Source organism: Pseudomonas sp. NPDC087615 (genome assembly GCF_044743445.1).
GTDB classification, from domain to species: domain Bacteria; phylum Pseudomonadota; class Gammaproteobacteria; order Pseudomonadales; family Pseudomonadaceae; genus Aquipseudomonas; species Aquipseudomonas baetica_A.
Genome location: NZ_JBIUWM010000002.1, coordinates 78,441 through 92,328, shown reverse-complemented (window position 1 = coordinate 92,328; position 13,888 = coordinate 78,441). Strand labels below are relative to the sequence as shown.

At 59.9% G+C, this 13,888-nt stretch carries 10 protein-coding genes and 1 riboswitch; of the genes, 8 read left to right on the top strand and 2 right to left on the bottom strand.

Annotated elements, in window-relative coordinates:
• Positions 1-18: 18 nt before the first annotated feature.
• Complete coding sequence (locus ACIOU6_RS01895) at positions 19-1,227, bottom strand: glycosyltransferase family 4 protein (RefSeq protein ID WP_401133299.1); 1,209 nt, start codon at positions 1,225-1,227, stop codon at positions 19-21.
• A 199-nt stretch (positions 1,228-1,426) separates the two neighbouring features.
• Positions 1,427-1,813, bottom strand: a complete 387-nt coding sequence (locus ACIOU6_RS01890) for a hypothetical protein (RefSeq protein ID WP_221731345.1) — start codon at positions 1,811-1,813, stop codon at positions 1,427-1,429.
• 389 nt (positions 1,814-2,202) lie between these two features.
• A riboswitch (guanidine-I (ykkC/yxkD leader) is annotated at positions 2,203-2,303 on the top strand.
• 61 nt (positions 2,304-2,364) lie between these two features.
• On the opposite strand from ACIOU6_RS01890, the gene ACIOU6_RS01885 reads away from it, so the two are divergent.
• The 8 genes from ACIOU6_RS01885 to ACIOU6_RS01850 all read left to right on the top strand — a co-directional run bounded on the left by ACIOU6_RS01885 (position 2,365) and on the right by ACIOU6_RS01850 (position 13,884).
• A complete protein-coding gene (locus ACIOU6_RS01885; protein WP_401133296.1) occupies positions 2,365-3,432 on the top strand; it encodes a putative urea ABC transporter substrate-binding protein in 1,068 nt (355 codons plus the stop codon).
• Positions 3,433-3,450: 18 nt separating this feature from the next.
• Complete coding sequence (locus ACIOU6_RS01880) at positions 3,451-4,266, top strand: ABC transporter permease (RefSeq protein ID WP_221731347.1); 816 nt, start codon at positions 3,451-3,453, stop codon at positions 4,264-4,266.
• Positions 4,263-5,051, top strand: coding sequence for an ABC transporter ATP-binding protein (locus ACIOU6_RS01875; protein ID WP_221731348.1), 789 nt, complete (start codon positions 4,263-4,265; stop codon positions 5,049-5,051). Before ACIOU6_RS01880 ends, ACIOU6_RS01875 begins: the two co-directional genes overlap by 4 nt.
• Before the next feature lie 13 nt (positions 5,052-5,064).
• Positions 5,065-5,790: an urea amidolyase associated protein UAAP1 gene (locus tag ACIOU6_RS01870; protein ID WP_221731349.1), complete on the top strand. Its 726-nt coding sequence runs from the start codon at positions 5,065-5,067 to the stop codon at positions 5,788-5,790.
• Positions 5,791-5,801: 11 nt separating this feature from the next.
• Complete coding sequence (locus ACIOU6_RS01865; protein WP_221731350.1) at positions 5,802-6,455, top strand: urea amidolyase associated protein UAAP2; 654 nt, start codon at positions 5,802-5,804, stop codon at positions 6,453-6,455.
• A 278-nt stretch (positions 6,456-6,733) separates the two neighbouring features.
• Complete coding sequence (uca, locus tag ACIOU6_RS01860; RefSeq protein WP_401133292.1) at positions 6,734-10,381, top strand: urea carboxylase; 3,648 nt, start codon at positions 6,734-6,736, stop codon at positions 10,379-10,381.
• Positions 10,382-10,405: 24 nt separating this feature from the next.
• Complete coding sequence (gene atzF / locus ACIOU6_RS01855) at positions 10,406-12,178, top strand: allophanate hydrolase (protein ID WP_401133290.1); 1,773 nt, start codon at positions 10,406-10,408, stop codon at positions 12,176-12,178.
• 218 nt (positions 12,179-12,396) lie between these two features.
• On the top strand, positions 12,397-13,884 hold the full coding sequence (locus ACIOU6_RS01850) for a sensor domain-containing diguanylate cyclase (RefSeq protein ID WP_221731353.1): 1,488 nt from the start codon (positions 12,397-12,399) through the stop codon (positions 13,882-13,884).
• Positions 13,885-13,888: the final 4 nt, after the last annotated feature.

The window sequence follows — 13,888 nt, the reverse complement described above, 5'->3', positions numbered from 1 at the left end:
AATGATAAAATCCGCTCTTTAAAACTTTGCAGCCATCGCATCTTCAAAAATCTGGAAATAACCCTTCAGGCCGTTTTCCACATCAAATTTTCTTGCCGTTTCCCTCGCTGAGTTTCTGATTCGGTCAAATTCATCCGGAGATTCAAGAACGTTGCAAACTGCATCAGCTATCGCTTCATAATCAAAAAAATCGACGAGAATTCCATTACATCCATGGACAATAACTTCTTTGACCGGAGCGGTATCGGAACCAATCACGGTACAACCGGAGGCCATAGCCTCCAACAATGACCACGACAAAATAAACGGATAAGTCAGGTAAACATGAGCCTTTGAGAGTTTCAGAGCAGCCCTGTACTCCTGGTAAGACAGCCTCCCGGTGAAATGCACATTAGACCTATCGAAATCCACTTCCGAAAGCATTCGCTCTCGCCAGTTCTTATAGCCGACAGGCAAACGTCCATAACTGACCTCGTCCCCCCCTATGATGACTATTTGCGCGCTCGGACACTTCGCTTGAATATGAGGAATGGACCTCACAAAGCTATGAAAACCACGATAAGGCTCCAGATTCCTGGCAACATATGTCACGACTGGCTGACCTGCGGTGATCACTACCCCATTGGACAGGATTAAAGATTCAACCGTTTCTAATCCTCGAACTGGAATAACACCTTCATGCATAACACGAATCTTGGAATGATAAACTGGCGGAAAAAGACTTCGCTGCCACACGGTAGGCGCAATTCCAATGTCACACTGCTCAATATTCAATAGATGCATTGAATTCAAGACTCTTAATCTTGAAGAGGAATTCGCCGCACAGGAAAACTCCGGATCGAAGCCCGAATCTGCACCGTGAGATTGATAATAATATTCACAGAAGTGAACAAGTGGGACATCGGGATACACATCCTTTATGAATAACGTCTCACCCCAGCCAGGATGAGCAAGCATGACATCGGGGCGATAGCCTTTTCGCTTGATCTGCCCCAACAACTCGCACACTTTCTGGCCATCAAACACAGCGTCTTCATATCTATGTAAATATGGATGACTCTCCCTTGGCTTTATTTGCGATGACCGATAACGAATCAGTTTTATCCCGGCGACACCCGGTGCCGTATCTCGCCCAATTGCCAGCACATTGAAACGTCTATGAAGCGCCGCCAATGCCACATGGCGAAACTGGCCTGGAAAATTCTGGTGAATAATAAGCAGATTCATACCTGAAAAAACTTCCGTATTTATATACCTCCATTAAATTGAAGTCTTGCGACATCAATAGGCATAGACAAACGCTAACAAGTATTCAGTAATAAAACTGTAGGAGGCTTCCGAGAATTTCCTAGGAGATGGTCACACGATTCATTTTCAGCAGACATAAAAAGCGGCGCATCATGCGCCGCTTTTTATTTGCGGTGAGTCACCAGCGGTTGCCACGTCCGTTGTGGTCGCCGCGACCGCTGTGACGGTCGTAGTTGCCACGACCGCGGTGGTCGTTGTCCCAACCGCCGCGACGGTGGCCGTTCCAGCCGCCACGATCATTGCCCTGCCAGCGACGGCTTTCGTAGTAGCGTGGCGCCGGTTGGTAGTAGCGCGGTTGCTGATAGTAACGCGGTGCTGGCTGGTAGTAGCGCGGGGCCGAGTAGTACGTGCTGCCGCCGCTGTAATAAGTGCCGCCACCGCTGTAGTACGCCGGCGCGGGGGATGAGTAGACCTCTGAGCGGTAGTAGCCATCTCCGTAGGAGTAGGGGACACAACCGCCAATGGAAAAAAGCATCACGGTAAGCAGTAGGATTCGGCGATACATGGCGGCCTCCTGGACCGCGGGTAGCCTCACCAGCGACGCTGGCAGGCGTCAGTCGTTTATTCGGTGACTGACGAATGATCTGACAACGTTTTCGGAATCTGGTGCGTTTCTGTAACAAGTTGAAACAAGTGATTCATGAAACCTTGTTCATCCGCCAACGCCGTCATTGAGCCGCTGATTAACGGTGGCCACCATGATAGCCATGACCATCGTTGGCGACCACGCTGCATCACGGTGCAACAACGCACCAACTCAACGCATCGAACCGCCCACGCGACCTTCGCGTTTCAATCCGAAACCCCGTGCCAGAGCGCCCAACACAACTTGGCACGGCTCTCGCTTTAGCAAACCCGTGCAGGAGTCATCACAGGTTCGCGGCACCACAATTTGCAATGGCTGACTAGGGTTCCGGCTCGCATCTGCGAGTGGCTGGTCCGAGAGTTGGCGACCTCCAGTTGAGGTTACACGGCGGGACAAAAGCCCGGGAGACAAGCCACCGTTCACGGTGCCGCTGCCGTCCTGTCCGCCCTTGATCAACTGGAGAATCCACCATGCCACGACTACGCCTACCCGCCCTGCTCGCCGCCGTCTTCGCCGCGCTTGTCAGCACCCAATCCCCCGCCGCCCAGAAAGACCATTTCAGCGTCTGTTGGACAATCTATGCCGGCTGGATGCCATGGGAGTACGCCGGTAGCCAGGGCATTGTCGACAAGTGGGCGAAGAAATACGGGATCAAGATCGACGTCGTGCAACTCAACGACTATGTCGAATCCATCAACCAGTACACCGCCGGCCAGTTCGACGGCTGCACCATGACCAACATGGACGCACTGACCATTCCCGCCGCTGGCGGCGTCGACAGCACCGCACTGATCGTCAGCGATTTCTCCAACGGCAACGACGGTATCGTGCTCAAGGGTGAAGGCAAGAAAGTCGCCGACCTCAAGGGCATGGACGTCAATCTGGTTGAACTGTCGGTGTCGCACTACCTGCTGGCGCGGGCGCTGGACTCGGTGGACCTGACCGAGAAAGACCTGAAAGTGGTCAACACCTCCGACGCTGACATTTCCGCCGCGTTCAACACCGATCAGGTCAACGCCGTGACCACCTGGAACCCGATGCTCTCCGACATCAAGGCCAAACCGGGCGTGACCGAAGTGTTCAATTCCAGCCAGATTCCCGGCGAGATCATGGACATGATGGTGGTCAACAGCGCCACCCTCAAAGACAACCCGGCACTGGGCAAAGCGCTGACGGGCGCCTGGTTCGAAGTCGTCGAACTGATGAACGCCAAAAATGCTGCGAGCACAGCCGCGCTGGAGCACATGGCCAAAGCCTCTGGCACCGATCTCGCCGGGTTCCAGTCGCAACTGGACACCACCAAACTGTTCGCCACCCCGAGCGAAGCGCTGAGTTTCGCCACCAGCGAACAACTGCCGGCAACCATGCGCAAAGTCGCCGAGTTTTCGTTCGAGCACGGTTTGCTCGGTGAAGGCGCCAAAGACACCAGCGCCGTCGGCATGTCGTTCGCCAACGGTGTGACCAGCGGCGACACCAGCAACCTCAAGCTGCGTTTCGATCCGACCTACGTGCAGATGGCCGCCGACGCCAAGCTGTAAGCCACGGAGGATTTGGCCATGCGCCTGATCAATCGCCACCCGGATCGTCCGAGCCGCTTGTTGCTGGTGATCCTGCCGTTCGCGCTGTTGCTGTTCGCCTACTTCATGGGCTCGGCCGAACGACTGGCAGACAACCCCAACGACAAACTGCTGCCCAGCGCGGTGCAGATGAGCGAGGCTGTAAAACGCCTGGCCTTCAATGCCGACAAACGTACCGGTGACTACCTGTTGTGGCAGGACACCGCTTCGAGTCTGCGACGCCTGGCCATCGGCCTCGGCATCGCTGCCCTGGCCGGGCTGTGTCTGGGCATCGCTGCCGGGACATTACCGTTGTTCGGTGCACCGTTGTCACCGCTGCTGACGGTGCTGTCGATGGTGCCGCCGCTCGCGATCCTGCCGATTCTGTTCATCGTTTTCGGCTTGGGCGAATTGTCGAAAGTGATGCTGATCGTGATCGGCATCACACCGGCACTCGCTCGGGATCTGGAACAGCGCGCCCGGGAAATCCCCGTCGAGTTGCTGATCAAGGCGCAGACCCTCGGCGCCTCGACCTGGACCTTGATGCTGCGCGTGGTGCTGCCACAACTGCTGCCACGTTTGCTGATTTCGCTGCGGCTGATGCTCGGTTCGGCGTGGTTGTTCCTGATTGCCGCCGAGGCGATCGCCTCCACCGACGGTCTCGGCTACCGGATTTTTCTGGTGCGCCGCTATCTGGCGATGGACGTCATCCTGCCCTACGTCGTGTGGATCACCCTCCTCGCCTGGCTGATGGATTGGGGTTTGAAACACCTGACGCGGCGCGCATTTCCCTGGTACGAAGGGGCCGCCAAATGAGCTTCATCCGTGTGAAAAACGTCTGGCAGCAATACGCCGATCAGGTCGTGCTCGAAGGCCTGAACCTGAACGTCAACGAGGGCGAGTTCTGCACGCTGGTCGGTGCGTCCGGTTGCGGTAAATCGACCTTCCTGCGTTTGCTGCTCGGCCAGGAAACCGCCAGTCGCGGCGAGATTCTGCTCGACGGTCAACCGCTGGCCAGCGAGCCCGATGCCAGCCGTGGCGTGGTGTTCCAGCGCTACTCGGTGTTCCCGCACCTGAGCGTGCTGGACAACGTCGTCATCGGCCTTGAGCTACCGCACTCGCCGCTGCTGGGGCGTCTGTTCGGCAGCGCCAGGCGCGAAGCACGCGAACACGCTTCGGCGCTGCTGCACAAAGTTGGCCTCGGTCATGCGCTGGACAAATATCCGGCGCAACTGTCCGGTGGCATGCAGCAACGGCTGGCGATTGCTCAGGCGCTGATCATGAAACCGCGAGTATTGCTGCTCGACGAACCGTTCGGCGCACTCGATCCAGGCATCCGCAAAGACATGCATGCCCTGCTGCTGGACCTGTGGCGCGAGACGCCGTTGACGGTGTTCATGGTCACCCATGACCTGGCCGAAGGTTTCAGCCTGGGCACTCGTTTGCTGGTGTTCGACAAGGTTCGACTCGACCCGCATGCCCCCGGCGCCTATGGCGCACGCATCACCTACGACATCCCTTTGAACAGCGACCGCCGCGCCCAACGCGCCGCCGTCGAAGCCTTGCCGGCGTCACTGGCGGGCGCACTTCGAACTGCTTGAGAGGCATATTCCAATGACTGATTCGACCCAACTGTTCCCACCGTTCGCAGAAGAAATGCTGCCCGGTGGCGGTCACCGTTCCTTCGTGTTGAAGCGTGGCCAATTGCTGCGCCTGACCGATCTGCGCGGTGGCGCCAACGTCAGCCTGACCCTGCTCAACGCCAACGAAAAAACCGAGCGGCTGAACCTGCCCGACAGCCTCAAATGCCAACACACCGCCAAGCTCACCACCGGCCACTGCCTGTATTCGGACATGGGCCGCGTGCTGGCAGCCATCACCGCCGACACTTGCGGCTGGAGCGACAGCCTCGGCGGTGTGCTTTGCGCAGAAGAAGTCGCGCACAAGTACGGCCAGGGGCGCTACCAGGAACTGCGCAATGGCTTCTTCCGCAATGGCACCGACAACCTGCTGGTGGAACTGGGCAAGTGGGGGCTGGGCCTGTCCGACCTGCTGATGACCCTCAATCTGTTCAGCCGCGTAAACGTCGATGAAGCGGGACATTTCCACTTCGTCGAAGACCACTCCAAGGCTGGCGACTACATCGAACTGTACGCGCCGATGGACACCCTCATCGTCCTCACCGCCCTGCAACACCCGATGGACCCGGCGCCGGACTACGCGCCCAAACCATTGAAGCTGAGCTGGATGAACGCCGATGCCAGCGTCGCCGAACACTGCCGCACCTCGCGCCCCGAGAACGAGCGCGGTTTTATCAACACTGACCGTTTGTTCGCCTGAGGATCGCCGCCATGTCATTTGCCATCGCTACTGCTGACGTTTGCGAAAACAGACAACCCGACACTGCGGTCTACCGCGCGACCATCCCTGCCGGCGAACCCTGGCTGATGGAGGTCAAGGCCGGCCAGACCCTGCGCATTCTTGATCTGGAAGGCAACCAGGCGATCGACACTTTGTTCTACAGCGTCGCCAATCCCAAAGAGCGCTACGACGTGCAACGCACCTTGCGTCGGCAGAACAGCGTCTACCTGAGCACCGGCAGCGTGCTTTATTCCAACCTCGGCAAACCGATGCTGACCCTCATCGCCGACACCTGCGGACGCCACGACACCCTCGGCGGCGCTTGTGCGCAAGAGAGCAACACCGTGCGCTACGCCCTGGAAAAACGCTACATGCACAGCTGCCGCGACAACTACCTGCGGGCCTGTGTGCACGACGGCCGACTGGGTAAAAGCGACATCGGGCCGAACATCAATTTCTTCATGAACGTCCCCGTCACTGCCGACGGTGGGCTGACCTTCGAGGACGGGATTTCCGCGCCGGGCAAATACGTCGACCTGCACGCCGAGATGGACGTGATCGTGCTGATTTCCAACTGCCCGCAACTGAACAACCCGTGCAACGCCTACAACCCGACTCCTGCGGAGCTGCTGGTATGGAACTGAAATTCAGCCGTTTGCGCCGCTGGTTGTTTGCCCTGTGCCAGGCCCGATCCGGGCAGTGCCTGAAACCGTCCGCACGCCCCTGATCAAAAGGTGGGAGCGGGCTTGCTCGCGAAAGCGGTGTATCAGATACACCTGCTGACTGACACAGTTTTTTCGCGAGCAAGCCCGCTCCCACAAGGGTTTTGTGCTGATTGGGAGAACGTGTTTTTCATCCGGGACGACCCGGATGCCAGTCGAAAAACGGCGGGACGGCCCGCTTCCCCTTCAGGGGTTATGCCATGTTCGAAAAAGTCCTCATCGCCAACCGTGGCGCAATCGCCTGCCGCATTCTGCGCACCCTCGCGCCGTTGCAGGTCAAAAGCGTCGCCGTTTACTCCGAAGCCGATGCCGCCAGCCTGCACATCCTGCAAGCCGATGAAGCCCACAGCCTTGGCGAAGGTGCAGCGGCCGGCACTTATCTGGATGTCGATAAAATCCTCGCCATTGCCAAAGAAAGCGGTGCCACGGCGATTCATCCCGGCTACGGCTTTCTCTCGGAAAACGCCGCTTTCGCTGAAGCGTGCCAAGCCCAAGGCATCGCCTTCATCGGCCCGACGCCGGAGCAACTGCGAGTGTTCGGCCTCAAACACACCGCCCGCGCTTTGGCGAAACAGCACGGCGTCCCTATGCTCGAAGGCACCGAACTGCTCGACAGCCTCGACGCGGCGCTGATCGCTGGCGAGCACGTAGGCTACCCGGTCATGCTCAAAAGCACCGCTGGCGGCGGAGGCATCGGCATGCGCGTGTGCCGCAGCGCCAGCGAATTGAGCGACTCATTCGAAGCGGTCAAGCGTCTCGGCCAGAACAACTTCAGCGACGCTGGGGTGTTCATCGAGAAGTACATTCAGCGCGCCCGGCATCTGGAAGTGCAGGTATTCGGCGATGGTCGCGGCGAAGTCATCGCCCTCGGTGTGCGCGACTGTTCAGTGCAGCGGCGCAACCAGAAAGTCCTCGAAGAAACCCCAGCGCCGAACCTGCCAGTCGGCATGGCCGATGAGCTGTGTGCGGCGGCGATCAAACTGGCCAAAGCGGTCAATTACCGTAGCGCCGGCACCGTTGAATTTGTCTTCGACAGCGCAGCGCAGCGCTTCTATTTTCTTGAAGTGAACACACGTTTGCAGGTCGAGCACGGCGTCACGGAACAGGTCTGGGGCGTGGATCTGGTGCGTTGGATGGTCGAACTGGCCGCGGGTGATCTGGCGCCGCTCGCCGAGTTGTACCGCGACCTGAAACCCGGCGGCCATGCTATTCAGGCGCGCTTGTATGCGGAAGATCCGGGGCGTGATTTTCAGCCGAGCCCGGGCCTGCTGACGGCTGTCGAATTCCCACCGGCCAACGGCATTGAGTTACGCATCGACACGTGGGTCGAGGCTGGCTGCGAGATCCCGCCATACTTCGACCCGATGATCGCCAAAGTCATCTCCTGGGCGCCGAACCGTGAACAAGCGCGCACAGAACTGCATCAGGCGCTCGGTGACAGCCAGTTGTACGGCGTAGAAACCAACCGCGATTACCTGCGCCAGATTCTGCTCGACACCCCGTTCGCCAGCGGTGAACCGTGGACCCGCTGCCTTGAGAACCTGGTCTATCGCGCCAATACCTTTGAAGTGCTCAGCGCCGGCACGCAAACCAGCGTGCAGGATTATCCCGGTCGCCTCGGTTACTGGGCCGTCGGTGTACCGCCCTCAGGGCCCATGGACAGCCGCGCGTTGCGGCTGGGCAATCGCCTGCTTGGTAATGCCGACGGCGCAGCGGCGCTGGAAATCACCATGAGCGGGCCAATGCTGCGCTTCAACTGCGAGGCGGTGGTGGCGGTGACCGGGGCGCCGATTGCCTTGGCGTGCGATGGTCAAACCGTACCAATGAACACCGCGCTGCTGATCCCGGCGGGCGCGACGTTGAACGTTGGCAGCATCAACGGTGCCGGGGCGCGCAGTTATCTGTGCCTGCGCGGCGGCTTGCAGGTGCCGGACTATCTGGGCAGCAAAAGCACGTTCACCCTCGGCCAGTTCGGCGGCCATGGCGGTCGTGCCTTGCGCGCTGGCGACGTGTTGCACATACCGGCGCTGGCCGATCGCAGCGCCGGTCAACACCTCGCAGCGCAGCACATCAGCGTGTTGCCGGCCGTGCGGCAGATTCGCGTGATCTACGGCCCTCACGGCGCACCGGAATACTTTACCGAACACGCCATCGACACCTTCTTCGCGACCCCGTGGGAAGTGCACTTCAACTCCAGCCGCACCGGCGTGCGCCTGATCGGCCCGAAACCGGAATGGGTGCGCGCCGACGGTGGCGAGGCCGGATTGCACCCCTCAAACATTCACGACAATCCCTACGCCATCGGCGCCGTGGACTTCACCGGTGACATGCCGGTGATCCTCGGCCCTGACGGCCCGAGCCTTGGCGGGTTTGTGTGCCCGGTGACGGTGATCGAAGCCGATCTGTGGCAGCTAGGGCAGCTCAAGGCTGGCGATAAAATCCAGTTCATCCCGGTGGGCCTCAAAACCGCCCGCGAACTCGCCCTGAAATGGGATACCCCCTGTGGGAGCGGGCTTGCTCGCGAAGAGGCCGTGTCCGTCAACATTGATGTGCCTGACACACCGCTTTCGCGAGCAAGCCCGCTCCCGCAGGGTTTGGTGTCGCCTGTGGTGTTGGAGTTGGGTCAGGGGGATCGGCGGCTTGTTGCGCGAGTCTGCGGGGATACTCACCTGTTGCTGGAAATCGGCGAGCCTGAACTCGATCTGGTCCTGCGCTTCCGCGCTCACGCCCTGATGCAAGCTTTGGAAAGCAAAGCCCTGCACGGTGTGATCGACCTCACGCCGGGCATTCGCTCGCTGCAAGTTCACTATCAGCCCGAACAATTGCCACTCGCCGACCTGCTCGGCATCGTCGCAGGGGAATGGGACGCGGTGTGCGCTGCCAAGGATTTGCAGGTGCCGTCGCGCATCGTGCATTTACCGCTGTCCTGGGACGACCCGGCCTGTCAGTTGGCGATCGAGAAATACATGACCACCGTGCGCAAGGATGCCCCATGGTGCCCGAGCAATCTGGAGTTCATCCGCCGCATCAATGACCTGCCGAACCTCGACGAAGTACAGCGCACGGTGTTCGATGCGAGCTATCTGGTGATGGGCCTTGGCGACGTCTACCTCGGCGCGCCGGTGGCCACTCCGCTCGACCCACGCCATCGATTGGTCACCACCAAATACAACCCGGCACGCACCTGGACCGCCGAGAACTCGGTGGGCATCGGGGGCGCTTACCTGTGCGTGTACGGCATGGAAGGCCCGGGCGGTTATCAGTTCGTCGGGCGTACGTTACAGATGTGGAATCGCTATCGCGAAGTGGCGGCATTCGATGGCAAACCGTGGCTGCTGCGCTTCTTCGACCAGATTCGTTTTTACCCGGTCAGCGCCGAGGCGTTGTTGCGTATCCGCAGGGATTTTCCCCTCGGGCGTTTTGAACTGGACATCGAACACAGCCAACTCAACCTCGCTGAGTATCAGGATTTTCTGAGCCGTGAAGCGCACAGCATCAGTGCGTTTCGCAACCAACAGCAAGGCGCATTCAACGCCGAGCGCGAGCGCTGGATCGCCAGCGGTCAGGCGCACTTCGACAGCGAAGAAGTGGCGCCGCCATCAACCGAGGACGCACCGTTGGCGCACGGCCTGCAGAGCATCGACAGCCATATCGCCGGCAACCTCTGGCAAGTGCAAGTCGAGGCTGGCAGCCGCGTCGCGGCGGGTGATGTGCTGGTGATTCTCGAATCGATGAAGATGGAAATCCCCGTGCTCGCGCCAATGGCTGGCGTCGTACGCGAAATTCGTGTGCAGCCGGGTTCGGCGGTGCGCGCAGGTCAACGGGTCGTGGTGCTGGAACTCGACTGAACCCATTTGGAAAAGGATCAACTCATGAATCTGCAACTCGATGTTCTGCGCCAGGCCTATATCAAGGGTGAAACAACACCCCGCACATTGCTGCCTGCACTGCGCGAAAAAGCCGCCGCGCTGAATCCCGACTATCACCTGTTCATCCACTTGCTCAGTGTCGAAGAACTGGAGCCGTACCTCGCCGCCCTCGACGGCCGCGACATCGACAGCCTGCCGCTGTACGGCGTGCCGTTTGCGATCAAGGACAACATCGATCTGGCGGGCATTCCCACCACCGCCGCGTGCCCAGCGTTCGCGTACACGCCGCAGCGTTCGGCGACCATCGTCGAACAGTTGATTGCGCTGGGGGCGGTTCCGCTGGGCAAGACCAACCTCGATCAGTTTGCGACTGGCCTCAACGGCAGCCGCTCACCCTACGGCGCATGTCCGAACAGCGTGTTGCCGCACTATCCGTCCGGAGGTTCCAGCGCCGGTTCGTCGCTGGCGGTGGCGTTGGGCGTGGCGAGTTTTGCCTTGGGCACCGACACCGCAGGTTCAGGGCGAGTACCGGCGGGCCTGAACAACCTGGTCGGTTTGAAAGCGAGCAAAGGGCTGATCTCCACGGCCGGGGTGCTGCCGGCGTGCCGGACGCTGGATTGCGTCACCACGTTTACCGCGACCGCGCGCGAGGCCAGTCAGTTGTTGGCACTGACCGCAAAACTCGATCCACGGGATGAGTACAGCCGCCCTAATCCGGCGTGGAATGACGGCTCGGCATTCGGTGCGCCACAGCCGTTTCGCTTCGGAGTCCCGCGTGCGCAGGATCTGGAGTTTTTCGGCTGCGTCGAAGGCCCGTTGCTGTTCGGCGATGCCATCGACCGGCTCCAGGCCCTGGGTGGCGAAGCGGTCGAGCTGGATTTGTCGCCGTTCCTGGAAGCCGCACGCTTGCTGTACGAAGGGCCGTGGGTCGCCGAGCGCTACAGCGTGGCGGGCGAATTGATGGAAGAGAATCCCCAAGCGGTCTTGCCGGTGATCCGTGCTGTGCTGGCCAAGGCTGCGGCGGTGACGGGCGTGCAGACCTTCCGCGCCCAATATCGGCTGCAAGCCCTGAAAGCGCTTTGCGATCAGGCACTCGAAAACCTCGACTGCGTGCTGACCCCGACCCTCGGCCGTCCCGTGACACTGGCGCAATTGGACGCCGAACCGGTGCTGCGCAATTCCGAACTCGGTTACTACACCAACTTCATGAACCTGCTCGATTACGCCGCCGTCGCCGTGCCAAGCGCGTTCATGGCCAATGGTTTGCCGTGGGGCGTGACGCTGTTCGGACGGGCGTTCACCGATCAATACCTGTTGAGCGTGGCGGATGCGCTGCAGCGCCAGCAAGATTGCGCGCAGCCAACACCTGCGAACGTGGCACGCAATGACCGCGCGCGTGTGGTGGTGTGCGGCGCGCATCTGCAAGGTTTGCCGTTGAACGGGCAACTCACGCAACGGGGTGGGCGCTTGCTGGAAACCACGTTCAGCTCGCCGGACTATCAACTTCACGCCTTGGCTGGCGGCCCACCGAGGCGCCCAGGCATGGTCCGGGTGAAGGATGGCGGCGTGGCCATTGCGGTGGAAGTCTGGGAGTTGCCGAGCAGCGAGTTGGGCTCGTTCCTTACCGGTATTCCCGCCCCACTCGGCCTGGGCAAGGTGCAACTGGCGGATGGGCGCTGGGAGAGCGGGTTCATCTGTGAGCCGTATGGCTTGGAAGGCGCCGTGGATATCAGCCATCTGGGCGGGTGGCGGGCCTATCTGAAAACCCTGGTCTGAGGCGCTCCTTGGCAGGCGTGAGCCTGCTCGCGATGGCGGTGTTTGAGCCGCATCATGGGTGAGTGTCACAGCCCCATCGCGAGCAGGCGCCCACCTACAAAGGGTGGCGTCACTTCAGGCGAATACAGGAACGACCATTCGCGCCGCACATGGGGCAGATATTTCCCCCGCAGTCCCATTAGAATGTTTGCCATCGGGCCACTGCCAACGGATCTGCCATGCCGCTTCGTTCTCCGCTGTACTCCCAACGTTCACTGGTGTTGACGCTGATCGCCCTGCTGGGCGCCGGTTTCCTCGCCACCTCGTTGCTCAGCTACTACGCCTCGCGCACGTCGATCCGCGACAACATCGTCAACACCGAACTGCCGCTGACGTCCGACACCGTGTATTCGGAAATCCAGAAAGACCTTGTCAGGCCGATCCTGATTTCCTCGATGATGTCCCGCGACACCTTCATGCGCGACTGGGTGGTAAACGGCGAACAGAACCCCGAGCAGATGACCCGTTATCTCGACGAAGTCATGACCCATTACGGCGCCTACACCGCGTTCTTCGTCTCCAACAGCACCCTCACCTACTACCACGCCAAAGGCGTGCTCAAGCAGGTCAAGGTCGAGGAGCCGCGTGACGCCTGGTACTTCCGCGTGCGCGACATGAAAGACCCGTACGAGATCAACGTCGACCCGGATCTGGCCAACAAGGACAACCTGACGTTCTTCATCAACTACAAGGTCTACGACTACCACAACCGCTTCATCGGCGCGGCGGGTGTCGGCCTGACGGTGGACGCGGTGATCAAGCTGATCGACAAATACCAACAGCGCTATCAACGCAGTGTGTACTTCGTCGACACCTTTGGCCGACTGGTATTGACCGGTGCCCAGGGCGGACCTGAAGGCGCGCACATTGGCCAGAGCCTCGGCGAAATCGACAGCATGAAAAGCCTGGTCAGCCAATTGCCCAAGCCCCACAGCGGCAGCTACGAATATTCCGCCCACGGTCAGGGGCACTTCCTTAACGTGCGGTTTATCCCGGAGTTGAACTGGTACTTGTTCGTTGATAAACGCGAAGACGGTGCACTGAGTGAAATCCGTCAGTCGCTGTACCTCAATCTGCTGATCTGCCTGCTGGTGACCTTGATTGTGTTGGCGCTACTGAACCGCGTGATCAAACGGTTTCAATCGAAAATCCAGGCCCAGGCCACGCTCGACAGCCTCACCGAACTGCCGAACCGGCGCGGCTTTGATCTGCTGGCCGCGCAAGCCCTGCACGAAGCGCAACGCGAAACCAAATCGCTGACCGCGTTGCTGCTCGATCTCGATCACTTCAAAGTGCTGAACGACACCTACGGCCACATGGCAGGCGATCAAGTGTTGATCGGTTTCGCCCGGGATCTACAGAGCTGCCTGCGCCATGCCGACATCGTCTGCCGCTGGGGCGGTGAGGAATTTATCGTTTTGCTGAAGGACACCGACGGCGAAACCGGTCAGAAAATTGCCGAGAAGATCCGTCAGCACGTCGAACAACACGAATACGCCTACAACGGCCACACGCTAAATCTGACGGTGAGCATCGGCGCCACCACCCTGCAACGGGATGACACCTTGCACAGCCTGCTGTCCCGGGCCGATCATGCGATGTACCGGGCCAAACAAACCGGCCGCAACCGCACCTGCGTGGAAATGCCTCACTCGACTTATGCCTGACGTC

Excerpts from the sequence above, each read along its gene's own strand:
- ACIOU6_RS01875 (WP_221731348.1), top strand. The coding sequence starts at position 4,263 with ATGAGCTTCATCCGTGTGAAAAACGTCTGGCAGCAATACGCCGATCAG.
- ACIOU6_RS01880 (WP_221731347.1), top strand. The coding sequence starts at position 3,451 with ATGCGCCTGATCAATCGCCACCCGGATCGTCCGAGCCGCTTGTTGCTG.
- ACIOU6_RS01850 (WP_221731353.1), top strand. The coding sequence starts at position 12,397 with ATGCCGCTTCGTTCTCCGCTGTACTCCCAACGTTCACTGGTGTTGACG.
- ACIOU6_RS01865 (WP_221731350.1), top strand. The coding sequence starts at position 5,802 with ATGTCATTTGCCATCGCTACTGCTGACGTTTGCGAAAACAGACAACCC.
- ACIOU6_RS01890 (WP_221731345.1), bottom strand. The coding sequence starts at position 1,813 with ATGTATCGCCGAATCCTACTGCTTACCGTGATGCTTTTTTCCATTGGC.
- ACIOU6_RS01870 (WP_221731349.1), top strand. The coding sequence starts at position 5,065 with ATGACTGATTCGACCCAACTGTTCCCACCGTTCGCAGAAGAAATGCTG.
- ACIOU6_RS01895 (WP_401133299.1), bottom strand. The coding sequence starts at position 1,227 with ATGAATCTGCTTATTATTCACCAGAATTTTCCAGGCCAGTTTCGCCAT.
- ACIOU6_RS01885 (WP_401133296.1), top strand. The coding sequence starts at position 2,365 with ATGCCACGACTACGCCTACCCGCCCTGCTCGCCGCCGTCTTCGCCGCG.
- uca (WP_401133292.1), top strand. The coding sequence starts at position 6,734 with ATGTTCGAAAAAGTCCTCATCGCCAACCGTGGCGCAATCGCCTGCCGC.
- atzF (WP_401133290.1), top strand. The coding sequence starts at position 10,406 with ATGAATCTGCAACTCGATGTTCTGCGCCAGGCCTATATCAAGGGTGAA.